Genomic DNA, 14,104 nt, shown 5'->3' on the forward strand with positions numbered 1-14,104 from the left:
CGCACCGTCAGGTGTGCTCAAACGGGCCGACCTCGCGGATCACCTTGCAGATCTGCAGGAAGCCGCTGGCGTAGAACTCGGCATGTCCCCGCTTCATGGTTTCGACATGGTCGGGATGATTGCGCCAGGCTTCGAGTGCTTGCTCCGAGGCAAAGCGAAACAGGGTGAGCTCCTCGCCATCCGCCGCCCTGAATGATTTCACCGACAGGAATCCCGGAAGGCGGCTGACAATGTCGTACATGCGTTCGCCGAGCCGGTTGTATTCGTCGAGCGGGGCGTTCTCCCGTAGCTTCAAGTCACCAACGACAATGACTTCACCGATCATGTTGCAGTCCTCCGTCGATCCAATGTCCGTGGCAGGTTGAAAACCATCGCCCGAACACAATTCGAAATCGCGGCCGGTGTTGTTACACTTCCACCCAGGGCGTTCCTCGCGCGCTATCGTCCGTCGCGGCAATCTATTCCCGCCGCCGCGATGAGAAAAACGTGACCGGAATAATGCGCCCCGGCGCGAATATCACTCCCCGAGTACCGCTCTCTCTCGCCTGAGGAAGCAACCTCGTGTGGAGGAGAAGCGATGCGAATTCTCGGGGGAATTCTGCTCGGCAGCATGCTGCTGTCGGCAGGTTCGGCGCTGGCGGAGGACGATGCGTCCGAGCTGCGTGCGCTGAAGGCACGGCTCAAGCAGCTCGAGCAGAAAATGGAGACGCAGGCGCGCAAGGAGGAGGCGCTGGCCGCAAGACAGAACGCAATTCAGAACGCGCAGATGACGGCGAAGGCGCCGGTGCCGTTCGATCCCTGCGCATCGGGCAAGCTCTGCTACAAGGGCGTCACCTTCACCTTCGGCGGCTGGGTCGATCTCACCGGCATCTATCGCAGCCGCAACCTCGCCTCCGATTCGGGCTCGGTCTACAACTTCATCCCGTTCCCGCAGAGCAAGAACTACAACACCGGCGAGTCGCGCTTCACCGCGCGCCAGACCCGCTTCTCGGTGCTCGCCGAAGCCAACGCCACGGAGAACATCCACGTCGCCGGCTATGGCGAGCTCGATTTCGAGGGCGCGGCGCAGACCGCCAATTCGGTCGCGACCAATTCGTTCAATCCGCGGCTGCGGCAGGCCAGCATCGAGATCGACCGCAGCGATCTCGGCCTGCATGTCCTGGCCGGCCAATCATGGTCGCTGAACACGCCGAGCAAGGCCGGCATCGATCCGCGAGGCGCCGATACGCCGGGCGTGATCGATTTCGAGCTGGTGCCGGGCTTTCTCGGCGCGCGCCAACCCGGCGTCCGGGTCTGGCAGGATATCGGGCCCGAGTTCAAGCTCGCGGTCTCGGCGGAGAACCCGCAGACATCCTTTTTCGGCGGCAACAACCCGCTGGTCGGCACGCCGGCGGTTGGCCCGCAGGGCGTGCTCAATCCGAATCTGCTGGTCAATCTCACCGGTCCGGGCGGCAGCTTCTTCAACAGCCTGAACAATGTCAGCCTCAACCACGTTCCGGATTTCACCGTGAAGGGCGCGTGGGATCCGCTGCTCGGGCCCTACAAGCTGCACGTCGAGGCGTGGGCGCTCTACCGCGATTTCTATGATCGCTTCAACTTCGCCAATCATGACGTCAACACGGTCAGCTTCGGCGGCCACCTCTCGGCCGAGATCGTGCCGAAGCTGCTCGAGGTGCAAGCCTCGGCCTCCTACGGCGCGCTGGGCCGCTTCACCGCAACGCCATTCCCGGATGCAACCGTGCGCCAGGACGGATCGATCCAGCCGCTGCCGATCACGGCCTTCCTGGTCGGCTCGGTCTGGCACACGACGCCGTCGCTCGATCTCTACGCCTATGCCGGGCTCGAAAAGACCAAGGCGACCTTCTCCAATGTCGGCACGGTGCCGTTCGGCTACGGCAATCCGCTCTACAACAATCTCGGCTGCAACATCGAGAACTCGCCGGCCGCGACCTGTAACGGCAACACTTCGGAGGTGAGGCAGTACACCGCGGGCTTCTACGACACGATCTTCAAGGGCTCCTACGGCACCATCAAGGCCGGCGCGCAATATTCCTACACCCAGCGCTTCGCCTTCCAGGGTGTCGGCGGCGCGCCCAAGACCGACGACCACATCGTCATGACCCAGATCCGCTACTACCCGTTCTAGGCGTGACGAGATCAGGTTGAGCTGGAGCGACAACGGCAGTTTCACCTCTCCCCGGCGGGGAGAGGTGAATCGAGTTTGCGGTGCCGTCTCAGTCTAGATTCATCACCAGCGAAGAGGGAGAGGTCAGATGAGGATCGTGACCAGACCGAAGCAGAGGGCCGTGATCGCGCGCGAATTGATGATGGTCAGCCGCGCCGCGCATGTGCTGCAGCGAACTGGCCTCGCGATGGCCGGTGCCATGGCCGGCACCTTCGTCGCCGCCCAGCTCGCCAAGGGCCATGTCGCTGTCTTCGGCACGCTGATCTTCATCGCAACGACGATCGTGATCGGCGCCGCCGGCTTCTATCTCGGAATCGATATTCCCAAGCCCGCGATGCGCGGCACGGGTCGCATCGATGCCGTCGAGCTCGTGAGCGCGGGCGGCATCTTCCTCGCCGCGCTGGCTGCGCTGGTGTCGGTCTACGGCATCGTGTTCGACGAGATTCCGCCGCGCGCCTGGGAGTTCGTGATCGGCTCCTGGTGGTTCGGCGGCGGCGTCATGCTGGCAACCGCTGGCCTCGTCGGCCGTCAGCGGCCGGCGCAGAAGGCCGCCGCGATGTCGACGGGGCCGATCCGGGATCAACGGCTGCGGCGGTGAGCACGGTCGCAGACCTCCGGCCCCGCTGCGCCAATCTGTCCCGTAGCTGCGACTGGCTGATGCGATACCCTCACCAAAAAATCGGGGAGGGACTTCAATGCCAGCGAAATTCACCCGCCGTCACGTCATCGCTGCCGGAACCGCGGCTGCTGCGATGCCCTTCCTGCCGCGCGGCGCCTCGGCGCAAGCCGCCTGGCCCTCGCGACAAATCCGTATGATCTGCAGCTACCCCGCCGGCGGACAGACCGATCTTTTGGCACGCGCCTTCGGCGAATTCATCGCAAGGCAAGTCGGGCAAACCGTCGTCATCGAGAACAAGGCGGGCGCCTCGGGCTCGATCGGCGCCGCCGAGGTGGCGCGCGCCGCGCCTGACGGTCACACCATCCTGTGCTCGATCTCGACCACCTACGTGATGAACCGCGCGATGATGAAGAACCCCGGCTACGACATGGACAAGGATCTGACGCTGGTCAGCGTGATCCCGGGCGCCGGGCTGCTGCTGGTCGCGAGCCCGAAATTGGGCGTCAAGACACTGGCGGAATTCATCGCCTATGCGCGCAGCAGCGGCAAGGTGAATTTCGGCACCTATAGCGCGGGCTCCGCGCCGCACATGACGATCAACGAGCTCAACAAGCAGTATGGCCTCACCATCGAGCCGATCCACTATCGCGGCGAGGCACCGATGTGGACCGGGCTCGCGGAAGGCACGCTCGATGTCGCGATGGGCAGCTACACCGCCGCGCAAACCGTCCTGCAGAGCGGTCGCGGCGTCGTCTTCGGGGTGCATTCGAAGAAGGTCGACGCGATTCCCGAGATCACGACGCTGCCCGAGCAGGGCGCGACGTCGAAGTTCTTCACCGTGAGCGGCTTCTCGGGCTGGGCGCTGCCGAAGGCGACGCCGCAGCCGATCGTCGATCGGCTGTCGGAGATTTGCGTCGCCGCCAATAGCGATCCGAAGGTGAAGGAGGTGCTCGCGACCTTCGTGCTGGAGCCCGCGATCGGCTTCAAGGACAGCAATGCGCTGTATCAGCGCGAATTGCCGGTCTGGATGGAGGCCGCGCAGTCACTCGGCCTGCCGCCGGCTTGAAGCGATCCGGAACTGAAGGATGGCTGGATCGACGGTCACCATTCGTCGTAGAACCACTCCCTCGGGATACGAGGCCGCGCTCTTGCGTAGGGCGGGATAGACGTCCGCTCGGGCTTGCGCGCGGCCGGCGCCGGCTGCGCCGGAGGCGGTGACGCCTTCGGCTCAGAAGCCTTCGCGAGCGCCCGTTTCATTTCTTCCTGGCTCGCCTTGAGTTCCTCAATGGCTTTGGAGCTCTCGCGGGCCATCTGTTGCTGGTTCGCCTTTAGTTGTTCGATATTTCGCTCAACATTTGCGAGGTCGCGCGCGATCGTTTGCAGCAGCTGCGTCTGATCGGGCAGGGCTGGGTTGGCTGTCGGCGCGGCGTCCTGCGGTGGTGCGGTCTGAGCCGATGGCGTCGCTTGGGGCGGAGCGGCGTCTGCCGCGGCGACCTGAACGGCAGGTGGAGCGGGCTGCGCCGGAGGCTGCGGATCATCCGGTGGCAATGCTGGAGTTGAAACGAGCTGCGGCGCCCAACGGGCGACAAGCAGCTTGGCTTCCCCGCCATATGACGACTGCAAAGCCAGGGCCGCGACAACGATACATGCTGCCACCGACAAGGCGGTGAGGGCTCGGAATACCGGTCTTCCGGGCGGCGATTGCGCGGCAGGTCCGGAAGAAGCAGGGCTGGGCCCGGGAGAAGCGGGGTTGGGTCCGACCGAGGGCGGGTTTGGCTGCGCCGATGGGCGGGGCGCGGCATCGCGCTCCATTCTCGCGAGCTGTTCACTCAAACGCGTGAGTTCTTCATCGGCGCGTGCAATCTGCTTTTGGGCCTCCGCGAGCCTTTCGTCGGCGCGCGCGCTCGGGCTATCGTTCGATCCAACTGGGTTCGGAGTGGGCGTGGAGTTCATTGACGTTTCCCTTTCCGTCCAATGTCACCCAAGAGTACCGACTCGGCTATCCGTCAGGGGCGATCAGCCTCCAGCACTCCCTTCAGTCTTGTCCAAAGAATGGCCGGATGATAGCGCGCCCGAGGTCTCGTGATAATGGGGCGGGATACCGGCCCGGGCTAGCGGGAGGCCGGGTCCACACGGGTCAAAGGCCGACATCATTCCGCGCCGCCGGGATGTGCGCCTTGGACCACAAGCTGACATCGGGGCAGCCTCGGGAGTTGCCCTTGGGGCAATGCAAGAGGCCCTGGCCAGCGTAGTCTCAGGCGTCCCGCTGGACCAACTCGAAGGTGATGCCCTCCGGGCCCTCGAACAGCCGGAGCTTCCGGCTGATGTAGTCCATCTCCTCGCTCAGCATGGTGACACCGTTGGCCACCAGGTGCGCGGTGGCCGCCTCGATGTCGTCGACGCGGAAGGCGAGGTGATTGAAGCCCAGCTTTCGCAGATTGGTCGGGTGCACCCCCGGATCGGTCCCCGGGGGCGGGTCGAACTGAAGCAGCTGGATTTCGAAATCCGCTCCTTCGAGTGCGAGGGTGATGTGCTGCGCTCTCATGGCCGGCATGCCCATGTACCGGGCGGGAACGCCGCCGTCGATGGTCGCGACGTGAGTCTCTTTGAAGCCAAGCAGTGCGAAGAAGGCGATCGCCGGGCCGGCATCTGCCACCGCGATAGTCACATGATCCGGACTGAGTATCATCTGATCGCTCCCTGTCATCAGCGACGCGCCGGCTTTCCTGCTGGAGGCTACCAGCTCGCTCCGTCCGCCGGTAGGCGGGTCGGCCCTGCGGCGACACAATCCGACGGGCAATCAGCGATTCATGTCGCGAGAATGCGGACGTGTGACCCACAAGCAGCGCAACACACTCGGTGTCGTCCCGGCGAAGGCCGGGACCCATAACCACAGCTGGTCATCGTTGCGCGATGCTGGGACGACGAGTCCCGTCAACCACACCCGCCGCGGAGTATGGGTCCCGGCTTTCGCCGGGACGACGAATGGAGAGAAGTCGTCCCGCTTACGTCTTCAAATTCGCATGCGGCCGGCCGAAGTCGGGCGCGGCGGAGTCCTGGCCGGTCTCGACAATGCCGCGGCGGATGGCACGGGTGCGGGTGAAGTGGTCGAACAGCGCTTCGCCGTCGCCGCGGCGGATCGCGCGGGTCAGCTTCGACAGATCCTCGTTGAAGGTGCCGAGCATCTCGAGCACGGCGTCCTTGTTGGCGAGGAACACGTCGCGCCACATCGTCGGGTCCGAGGCCGCGATGCGGGTGAAGTCGCGGAAGCCGCCGGCGGAGAATTTGATGACCTCGGATTCCGTCACCTGCGCCAGCTCGTCGGCGGTGCCGACGATGGTGTAGGCGATCAGATGCGGCAGATGGCTGGTGATCGCGAGCACGAGGTCATGATGGTCGGGCGTCATGATCTCGACCTTGGCGCCGAGCGCGGCCCAGAACGTGCGCAGCCGGTCGGTCGCCGCGGGATCGGTGCCTTCGGGCGGGGTGAGGATGCACCAGCGGTTGATGAACAGCTCGGCGAAGCCGGAATCCGGCCCCGAATGCTCGGTGCCGGCCACCGGATGCGCCGGGACGAAGTGGACGCCGTCAGGCAGATGCGGCGCCATGTCCCTGACGACGGCGCCCTTCACCGAGCCGACGTCGGAGATGATGGCGCCGGGCTTCAGATGCGGGGCGATCTCGGCGGCGACCGGGCCGCAGGCGCCGACCGGGATGCAGAGGATGACGAGGTCGGCATCCTTCACCGCCTCGATATTGGTCTCGACGACGCGATCGACGATGCCGAGTTCGGCGACGCGCGCACGCGTCTTCTCCGAGCGCGCGGTGGTCACGATCTCGCCGACCAGCCCTTGCGCGCGCGCGCCGCGCGCGATCGAGCCGCCGATCAGGCCGAAGCCGATCAGCGCGATGCGTTTGAAGAGCGGGGCGGTGGTCACGATGTCACTTTCCGGCCAGGAAGTCGCGCAGCCCCTCGACCACGAGGCGGTTGGCCTCCTCGGTGCCAATGGTCATGCGCAGCGCATGCGGCAGCTTGTAATTGTTGAGTGCGCGCAGCACGAGGCCGCGCCGCGTGAGATAGGCGTCGGCTTCCGCCGCGGTCTTGCCCTTGTCGGTCGGGAAATGGATCAGCACGAAGTTGGCGACGCTCGGCGTCACCTTCAGCCCGAGCTTGCCGATTTCCTCGGTCAGCCAGTTGCGCCATTGTTCGGTGTGGGTTCGCGACATCTGCACATGCGCCGTGTCCTCGATCGCCGCCACCGCCGCCAGCATCGCCGGCGTCGTGACGTTGAACGGACCGCGGATACGGTTGCAGGCATCGACGATATGCGCCGGCCCGAACATCCAGCCGATCCGCAGCGCCGCAAGGCCGTGGATCTTCGAGAAGGTGTGCGTCACCACCGTGTTGTCCGTGGTCGCGACCAGCTCGATGCCGAGCTCGTAGTCGTTGCGCGAGACGTAGTCGGCATAGGCGGCGTCGAGCACCAGCAGCACATGCGAGGGCAGCGCGGCGCGCAGCCGCTTGACCTCGTCGAACGGGATATAGGTGCCGGTCGGATTGTTCGGGTTGGCGAGCCACACCAGCTTGGTCTTCGGCGTCACCACCTTGAGAATGGCGTCGACGTCGGCGGTGAAGTTGGTCTCGGCCGCGATCACGTTCTTGGCGCCGTTCGCCATGGTGGCGATTGGGTAGACCAGGAAGCCATGGGTGGTGGAGATCGCCTCGTCGCCGGGCGCGAGATAAGTGTGCGCCAACAGATTGAGAATCTCGTCCGAGCCGGCGCCGCAGATGATGCGGTCGGGATCGAGCCCGTAGGCGCGGCCGATCGCCTCGCGCAGCACGCGCGAGGTGCCCTCCGGATAGTCCTCGAGATGGTCAGCCGCGGCCTTGTAGGCCGCGATCGCCTTCGGAGACGGACCGAACGGCGTCTCGTTGGCGGACAGCTTGAACACCTTGCGGCCCGGTTCCGGCACCGGGCTCTTGCCGGGCGTGTAGGGCGCAATATCGAGGATGCCGGGGTTCGGCACGGGGCGGGACATCATCAACTCCGAACAGAGCGTTTTCGAGCGAAGTGGATACCGGTTCGCGTGAAGAAAACGCGTCAAAACAAAAGCCTGGACAGATGGCTGGCCCTTACTTCAGGTCCTGGCCGATCCGTTAGAGGGCACCGTATAGCGCGTTGCGTGGCTGCCGACGAGGGCCGACGAGCGGACCGAGGCGCCGGCCTTGATCAGGGCGAGCTTGATGGCCTCGAAATCGTGTCCGGTGACCGAGACCAGGAGCGCCGCGCCGTCGAAAGCGGTGTCGGGGACCGCGACGATCTCGGCGAGCGGCGCAAGCGCCCGGGCGACATCGGCGTTCCAGCCGGAGACGCGCACGCTCCAGGTCTGCACTTCGGTGACCATGGCGTCGTCGGCGACCCGCGAGATCACAAACACCGGCAGCGCGGCGGGATGGTCGGCGCGTTCGAGGAACGGCAGCCGCGCGATGATCTTCGGCGCGCCACTGGCCTCGAGCGCATTCCACCACGGCGTACGGCTTGCGATCGCGGAGACCAGCGCGAGGTCGCCTTTCGACTTCGCCACCGCCTCGACCGCGGCCTGTGCGCTGAAATGCGACACGTAAGGCACCACGAAGCCGAAGTGAAACCGCGCCGAGTCGCGCATGGCCGACTCGCCGACCGAAACATCGGCATGCACCGCGAACGGCGCCTGCACATAGGTGAAGGTCGAGATGATGACGCGCCAGATGCTCTCGATGGTGTCGAGCGGCAGGATGCCGCGATGACGCCGCACCAGCTCACGCATCATGCTGGCCTCGCGCGCCGGGCGGAATGCCGAGCCGACCTCCTGGGTCTTCTTGACCTGGATCAGGCGATCGATGATGTCGCCGCGCGCCATCAACAGGCGGTGAACCTGCTCGTCGATCGCATCGATCTCCTTGCGCAGATCCTGCAGCGAGGGCGGCGACGGGGGTGGGTTGGACATGCTCTCAAACCTTGTCGTCAGGGCGGCCCGTTGCCGCGTCGGACAGGGTCCCTGATTAGGAAAGACGGGCAGCGAAAGCAAAGAGAAACGTCGCAGGCGTGCCTTGCGCATTCGGTTAACCAATTGGCCGTGGACAGGGCTGTCTTGACGGCGGGGGGCGTGGGGACTACGTTCCCTGCGTCCCGTGGTCATTTGAGCCGGCCGGCTTGCAGCCACGTTAAACAACTCGCTAAACAGGCCGGGGACCTTATCAGCTCCCGGCCGAACCTTTGTTCAGGCCGGGTTTTTTATTGGCCTGAGGTCCGTCGAGCCCTCCCGCGCGGAGGCAGGGTCGCCTAGATGAGCAACGTGCGTCCGATACCGAGCCCACAAACCCCGAGCGATGATCGCGCCCATGAGGCCGACCATCCGTCGTCACTGGTGGCGAAGTTCGGGATGGACCAGCCGCTCAAGCTCGATTGCGGCGTCGATCTCGCACCGTTCCAGATCGCCTACCAGACCTATGGCGAGCTCAATGCCGACCGCTCCAACGCGATCCTGGTCTGCCACGCGCTGACCGGCGATCAGCATGTCAACAACATCCATCCCGTCACCGGCAAGCCCGGCTGGTGGGAGACCATGGTCGGCATCGGCCGGCCGATCGATCCCGACAAATACTTCATCATCTGCTCCAATGTGATCGGCGGCTGCATGGGCTCGACCGGCCCTGCGTCGTTGAACCCCGCGACCGGCAAGGTGTGGGGACTCGATTTTCCGATCATCACCATCCCCGACATGGTGCGCGCGCAGGCGATGCTGATCGATCGTCTCGGCATCACGACGCTGTTCTGCGTGGTCGGCGGCTCGATGGGCGGCATGCAGGTCCTGCAATGGACCGCGGCCTATCCGGAGCGCGTGTTCTCGACGCTCGCGATCGCCTGCTCGACGCGCCACTCGGCGCAGAACATCGCGTTCCACGAGCTCGGCCGCCAGGCCGTGATGGCCGATCCGGACTGGCGCGGCGGCCGCTATGTCGACGAGGACACCCATCCGCATCGCGGGTTGGCGGTGGCGCGGATGGCCGCGCACATCACCTATCTCTCGGACGCCGCGCTGCATCGCAAGTTCGGACGACGGATGCAGGACCGCGAGCTGCCGACCTTCTCGTTCGATGCGGATTTCCAGGTCGAGAGCTATCTGCGCTACCAGGGCTCGTCCTTTGTCGAGCGCTTCGACGCCAACTCCTATCTCTATCTGACTCGCGCGATGGACTATTTCGACATCGCCGCCGACCACAACGGCGTGCTGGCGAAGGCGTTCACCGGCATCCAGACGCGGTTCTGCGTGGTGTCGTTCACCAGCGACTGGCTGTTTCCGACCTCGGAATCGCGCGCGCTGGTGCATGCGCTGAATGCGTCGAGCGCGCGGGTGTCGTTCGCCGAGATCGAGACCGACAAGGGCCACGACGCCTTCCTGCTCGACGTGCCCGAATTCCTCGAGATCTCCCGCGCCTTCCTGCTGGCCGCAGCCAAGGCGCGCGGACTGAAGGACGGCGGCCAGTCATGAGCATGCAGCAGACACTGCCCTTGCCGGGCATCGCGCCGGAGCGGACCGGCGGCTATCGCACCGATCATCTGCTGGTCGCCGACATGGTGCGGCCGGGCTCGCGCGTGCTCGATGTCGGCTGCGGCGACGGCGAGCTGTTGCAGCTCTTGGAAAGCCGCGGCATCGACGGCCGCGGCATCGAGCTGTCACGCGAGGGCGTCAATGGCTGCGTCGCCAAGGGGCTCGCCGTGGTGCAGGGCGATGCCGACACCGATCTCGTCAACTATCCCGACGATGCGTTCGACTACGTGATCCTGTCACAGACCTTGCAGGCGACGCGACAGCCCAAGGTGGTGCTGGAAAATCTGCTGCGCATCGGCCAGCGCGCCATCGTCTCGTTCCCGAATTTCGGGTTCTGGAAGATGCGGCTGCAGCTGTTGATCGGGGGCCACATGCCGCGCACCGAGAATTTGCCGGCGAGCTGGTACGACACCTCGAACATCCATTTCTGCACCATCAAGGATTTCGTGCAGCTCTGCGAGGAGATCAACGTCAAGATGGAGCGCGCGGTGGCGCTCGATCTCTACGGCCGTCCGGTGCCGCTCAACCTGCCGTGGTGGGTGTGGAACATGTTCGGCGAGCAGGGTGTGTTCCTGCTCAGCCGGGGTGGAGGGGGCGAGCGACAAGGCCAAGTGAAAGCCGTGTGAAGCGTCAACCCGTCGCCGCCACCTGCGACATCGGATCGCACACAGCACCGGCCAGTGGCCGGTGCTCGACCCTTCAAAGGAACACGTGGAATCTCCGCCGATGCAGATCGTCGGCGATGACAGGATTGGGTTGTCGATGTACAGCTTTCCTGTTCGCGCTCGCCGTGTAAAAGTGGCTCATGCGGATCAGAGATGATGGAATCAGTCGTGAACTGGTGGTCATCGGGCTGACGCGCAATGGTCACTTGCTGGGGAAGACAATGCGAACAGGTTTCTCGATTGCGCTATTGCTCGTCGTTGCACTGTCCGGGGTCTTGTGGGCCGCCAATATGTCCATCCCCGATGGGCATCAACTCGGACATCTGGCGCTGCTGAATGGAGGCTGCGACACGCATGCGTCCGGACATGCGGCAGATCACGTCCCCGACCTTGCTCGCCATCGAGAGCATTCCGCCGCGCTCGATCTGGTAGCCCTGTGCTCCGAGACCGATATCGCCGCATCGTCGGGCGATTGGAGTGCGCCGTCCACCTGGGTACAAGGGAAGCCGCCTGCCGACGGCGCGAAAGTCCGCATTCCATCCGGGCTGACCGTCAAGATCGACAAGGAGATCACGGCCAAAATCGACTGGATTCGCGTCGATGGGGCTCTCGTCTGGAGTACCGATCAGGCCACTTCCGTCAAGGTCGGAACGATTGTGGTGACGCCCGACGGCGCCCTCGAAATGGGGACCGTAGATCATCCCGTCTCGAAGACTGTCGTCGCAAAGCTCACCTTTGCCGCGCGGACGTTCCGAGACCGGGAGCACGACCCATTCGACATGGCCGGTGGCCTCATTTCGATGGGCGCCATCCGGATTCATGGCGCCGAAAAGACGGCCTGGAAGATACCGCAGAGCCAACTCGTGGCCGGGGTGGCAGTGTTCCAGTTCGATCGGCCTGCGTCGAACTGGTCGGCCGGAGATGAGCTGATCGTACCTGGGACCAGCGATCTAAATAGCGAGGACGAAACGCCAATTATCGTCAGCGTCGAGGGTGAGCGCATCGTCCTCGATAGGCCGCTCAAATATTCGCATCTGACGCCGGACGGGACCTCCGTCCCGATCGGCAACCTGACGAGAAATGTCAGGGTTAGCTCCGAGGCTGCGGCGTCCTTTTCGGCGCGCGGCCATATCATGTTCCTGCATCAGCAGACCGGTGTGAACATCGACGGCGCCGAGTTCAGGGATCTCGGCCGTACCGACACGAAACGGGCCCAGACCGCACCTGATCTCGACGAGACCGGAAAGCTGGTCCCTGGATCCGACGACAACACTATTGGTCGATACGCGCTTCATTTCCACGTCGTCTCAGGCGCGCGAATCGATATTCCGCCTCACGTGGTGCGCAACAGTGTCGTGAGGGGAAGTCCGAAGCATGGCATCGTCAACCATGGCGGTCATCTCCTGGCAGAAAACAATGTGACGTTCGCGATCGCCGGCTCGCATTTCCTGACGGAGAACGGCACGGAGATTGGATCGTTTCGGGGCAATCTCGCCATCCGATCGACCGGATCAGGCGAGGATATCGTCAGCCGAATGGGGATCTTCGACAATGGCCATCAGGGGCATGGCTTTTGGATGCAAAGCGCCGGCGTCCGGGTAACGGATAATTGGGCTTTTGGACACGCCGCGGGAGCCTACGTCGTGTTCGGTTATTCGTTCGCGGAAGGCGGCAACCGTACCTATTTCAACGCACGCAACACCGATAATCGAGTCAACGCCGATGTGGACGGCCGCATTTCGACGTCGGACGTCGATTTGTATTTCGCACGCAACCACGCCGCCGGCTCGACCGACGGGGTCGAGATCTGGAATCACAAGCTACTTGCGCCGCATCCTTCCCAGAGCCTCATCGAGGATATCACGGTCTGGAATGTCAGCCGGCACGCGCTGTTCATCCCCTACGTCCGGGACACGCTGATCCGCAACGTCTACGCCTATGGCGGCGAACGCCACATGGATACTGATTTTGCGATCGGGGGAAATTCCCAGACCGAGAACATTACCTTCCAGAATGTTACGGCGGAGCGGTTCCCCACTGGATTGGTGCTGCCGCGGCGCGGCATCAATGCCGTCGATGGCGCGTTCCTTCGCAACCGAACGAACACCATGATCGAATCGGCAAATCGCCCGTTCCGCGTGGTTACGCTCAGGAATATTCACGTTCCGTCCGAGGGAGCGACGACGAATTTCGATCTGAAGGATATGGCCGTGCCGGCGAATGGCGACGTCGCCATGCTCTTCGAGAACGACCGGATTTTCTGGAACGATTCCGCCGGCAAGACTTTCCGGCTGTATTTCGGGTCGCAGAACGAAAACTTTGTCCCCTTTGCGAATAGCGGGCCAACCGATCTCAAGGGACTGACCAGCGGGGAAATCAAGGCGCGGTTTGGCGTCGCGTTCGGCGGCCAGCTGGCGCCGGCCGATGCGAAGCCACTTCCGCGCAGCAATGCGACAATGGCCTTGGTCGATGCGGACAATCTGACGCCGACGTCGAAGGAAATGGAGTTTGCGCAAAATCCCTCGAACGAGCTCTATCCTTTGGCCGGACAGCATATCGTCAACACGGAGGACCAGGTCGCAAAAAGCCGCTGGATGTTCGCCCCCGGTTCCGAGCAGCCCAACTTTGTCTTCGTCAAGAAGACCAGCCCAAAGCTGATCGTGCATCCTTTGCTTCGCAAGCTGGAAATTCACCCTGACGACGTGCGCTACGGCTATCGGCTGGAGGGAATCGTCGCCGATATGGTCGGCAACCGCATCACCAAGATGGCGTTCATCCAAGATTTCCCGGTATTGCGGCCCGACGGGCAAGGCCATATCGCGCTCGATGTGAAGTTTCCCGATCCGGCGGGGGACATGACATCGCTGCCGTTGTCGCTCACCGTGACAAAACAGGCGGTCAGGCGCGGAAGGAACTACGAGTTCTACAAGCAGGCGCAGTACTGCGGGAAGTGCAATTTCGAACAGGAGATGGAAAGAGACATCCGCGCGACGTTCGCTCAGGCGACAAGCGGCGAATGATAGCGGCGCGTGCGCGAATTGC

At 63.9% G+C, this 14,104-nt stretch carries 12 protein-coding genes and 1 riboswitch; of the genes, 6 read left to right on the forward strand and 6 right to left on the reverse strand.

All coding sequences use genetic code 11. The features are described 5' to 3' along the window. Nucleotides 1-7 precede the first annotated feature (7 nt). Nucleotides 8-325 (reverse strand): antibiotic biosynthesis monooxygenase family protein, encoded by a 318-nt coding sequence (locus QA635_RS05925; protein ID WP_225160495.1) that lies wholly within the window; start codon nucleotides 323-325, stop codon nucleotides 8-10. A 252-nt stretch (nucleotides 326-577) separates the two neighbouring features. Between QA635_RS05925 and QA635_RS05930 the strand changes: the two genes are divergently transcribed. The 3 genes from QA635_RS05930 to QA635_RS05940 all read left to right on the forward strand — a co-directional run bounded on the left by QA635_RS05930 (nucleotide 578) and on the right by QA635_RS05940 (nucleotide 3,870). Beyond that, nucleotides 578-2,146, forward strand: coding sequence for a hypothetical protein (locus QA635_RS05930; protein ID WP_283067759.1), 1,569 nt, complete (start codon nucleotides 578-580; stop codon nucleotides 2,144-2,146). 127 nt (nucleotides 2,147-2,273) lie between these two features. Beyond that, nucleotides 2,274-2,783 (forward strand): hypothetical protein, encoded by a 510-nt coding sequence (locus QA635_RS05935; RefSeq protein WP_283067761.1) that lies wholly within the window; start codon nucleotides 2,274-2,276, stop codon nucleotides 2,781-2,783. Between the two features lie 97 nt (nucleotides 2,784-2,880). Further along, the gene (locus QA635_RS05940) at nucleotides 2,881-3,870 is read left to right on the forward strand and encodes a Bug family tripartite tricarboxylate transporter substrate binding protein (RefSeq protein WP_283067763.1); all 990 of its coding nucleotides are present in this window, start codon (nucleotides 2,881-2,883) and stop codon (nucleotides 3,868-3,870) included. A gap of 35 nt (nucleotides 3,871-3,905) precedes the next feature. Here the strand turns inward: QA635_RS05940 and QA635_RS05945 are convergent, their stop codons facing one another. The 5 genes from QA635_RS05945 to QA635_RS05965 form a co-directional block, all read right to left on the reverse strand. Beyond that, nucleotides 3,906-4,757: a hypothetical protein gene (locus QA635_RS05945; protein ID WP_283067765.1), complete on the reverse strand. Its 852-nt coding sequence runs from the start codon at nucleotides 4,755-4,757 to the stop codon at nucleotides 3,906-3,908. Nucleotides 4,758-5,058: 301 nt separating this feature from the next. After that, nucleotides 5,059-5,493 carry a VOC family protein gene (locus QA635_RS05950; RefSeq protein WP_283067767.1) on the reverse strand — a complete coding sequence of 145 codons (435 nt, stop codon included), beginning with the start codon at nucleotides 5,491-5,493 and terminating at the stop codon, nucleotides 5,059-5,061. A gap of 316 nt (nucleotides 5,494-5,809) precedes the next feature. Then, nucleotides 5,810-6,742, reverse strand: a complete 933-nt coding sequence (locus QA635_RS05955; protein ID WP_283067769.1) for a prephenate/arogenate dehydrogenase family protein — start codon at nucleotides 6,740-6,742, stop codon at nucleotides 5,810-5,812. Nucleotides 6,743-6,746: 4 nt separating this feature from the next. Further along, nucleotides 6,747-7,844, reverse strand: a complete 1,098-nt coding sequence (gene hisC / locus QA635_RS05960; protein WP_283071483.1) for a histidinol-phosphate transaminase — start codon at nucleotides 7,842-7,844, stop codon at nucleotides 6,747-6,749. 99 nt (nucleotides 7,845-7,943) lie between these two features. After that, a complete protein-coding gene (locus QA635_RS05965) occupies nucleotides 7,944-8,792 on the reverse strand; it encodes a chorismate mutase (RefSeq protein ID WP_038385298.1) in 849 nt (282 codons plus the stop codon). A 174-nt stretch (nucleotides 8,793-8,966) separates the two neighbouring features. Continuing rightward, nucleotides 8,967-9,046: riboswitch (SAM riboswitch) on the forward strand. Nucleotides 9,047-9,131: 85 nt separating this feature from the next. Here QA635_RS05965 and metX point away from each other — a divergent pair. From metX to QA635_RS05980, 3 genes are all read left to right on the forward strand, one after another. Beyond that, on the forward strand, nucleotides 9,132-10,337 hold the full coding sequence (metX, locus tag QA635_RS05970; protein WP_283067773.1) for a homoserine O-acetyltransferase MetX: 1,206 nt from the start codon (nucleotides 9,132-9,134) through the stop codon (nucleotides 10,335-10,337). Beyond that, nucleotides 10,334-11,023: a methionine biosynthesis protein MetW gene (metW, locus tag QA635_RS05975; RefSeq protein WP_225160486.1), complete on the forward strand. Its 690-nt coding sequence runs from the start codon at nucleotides 10,334-10,336 to the stop codon at nucleotides 11,021-11,023. The genes metX and metW overlap by 4 nt, the downstream gene beginning before the upstream one ends. Before the next feature lie 179 nt (nucleotides 11,024-11,202). Next, on the forward strand, nucleotides 11,203-14,082 hold the full coding sequence (locus QA635_RS05980; protein ID WP_283067776.1) for a G8 domain-containing protein: 2,880 nt from the start codon (nucleotides 11,203-11,205) through the stop codon (nucleotides 14,080-14,082). Nucleotides 14,083-14,104: the final 22 nt, after the last annotated feature.

The sequence above is a fragment of the Bradyrhizobium brasilense genome, from assembly GCF_029714345.1.
GTDB lineage: Bacteria > Pseudomonadota > Alphaproteobacteria > Rhizobiales > Xanthobacteraceae > Bradyrhizobium > Bradyrhizobium australafricanum.

Bases quoted from the DNA above. Each gene is read 5' to 3' on its own strand.
- metW (WP_225160486.1), top strand. From the start codon at position 10,334: ATGAGCATGCAGCAGACACTGCCCTTGCCGGGCATCGCGCCGGAGCGG.
- hisC (WP_283071483.1), bottom strand. From the start codon at position 7,844: ATGTCCCGCCCCGTGCCGAACCCCGGCATCCTCGATATTGCGCCCTAC.
- metX (WP_283067773.1), top strand. From the start codon at position 9,132: ATGAGCAACGTGCGTCCGATACCGAGCCCACAAACCCCGAGCGATGAT.
- QA635_RS05925 (WP_225160495.1), bottom strand. From the start codon at position 325: ATGATCGGTGAAGTCATTGTCGTTGGTGACTTGAAGCTACGGGAGAAC.
- QA635_RS05940 (WP_283067763.1), top strand. From the start codon at position 2,881: ATGCCAGCGAAATTCACCCGCCGTCACGTCATCGCTGCCGGAACCGCG.
- QA635_RS05945 (WP_283067765.1), bottom strand. From the start codon at position 4,757: ATGAACTCCACGCCCACTCCGAACCCAGTTGGATCGAACGATAGCCCG.
- QA635_RS05980 (WP_283067776.1), top strand. From the start codon at position 11,203: ATGCGGATCAGAGATGATGGAATCAGTCGTGAACTGGTGGTCATCGGG.
- QA635_RS05950 (WP_283067767.1), bottom strand. From the start codon at position 5,493: ATGATACTCAGTCCGGATCATGTGACTATCGCGGTGGCAGATGCCGGC.
- QA635_RS05935 (WP_283067761.1), top strand. From the start codon at position 2,274: ATGAGGATCGTGACCAGACCGAAGCAGAGGGCCGTGATCGCGCGCGAA.
- QA635_RS05965 (WP_038385298.1), bottom strand. From the start codon at position 8,792: ATGTCCAACCCACCCCCGTCGCCGCCCTCGCTGCAGGATCTGCGCAAG.
- QA635_RS05930 (WP_283067759.1), top strand. From the start codon at position 578: ATGCGAATTCTCGGGGGAATTCTGCTCGGCAGCATGCTGCTGTCGGCA.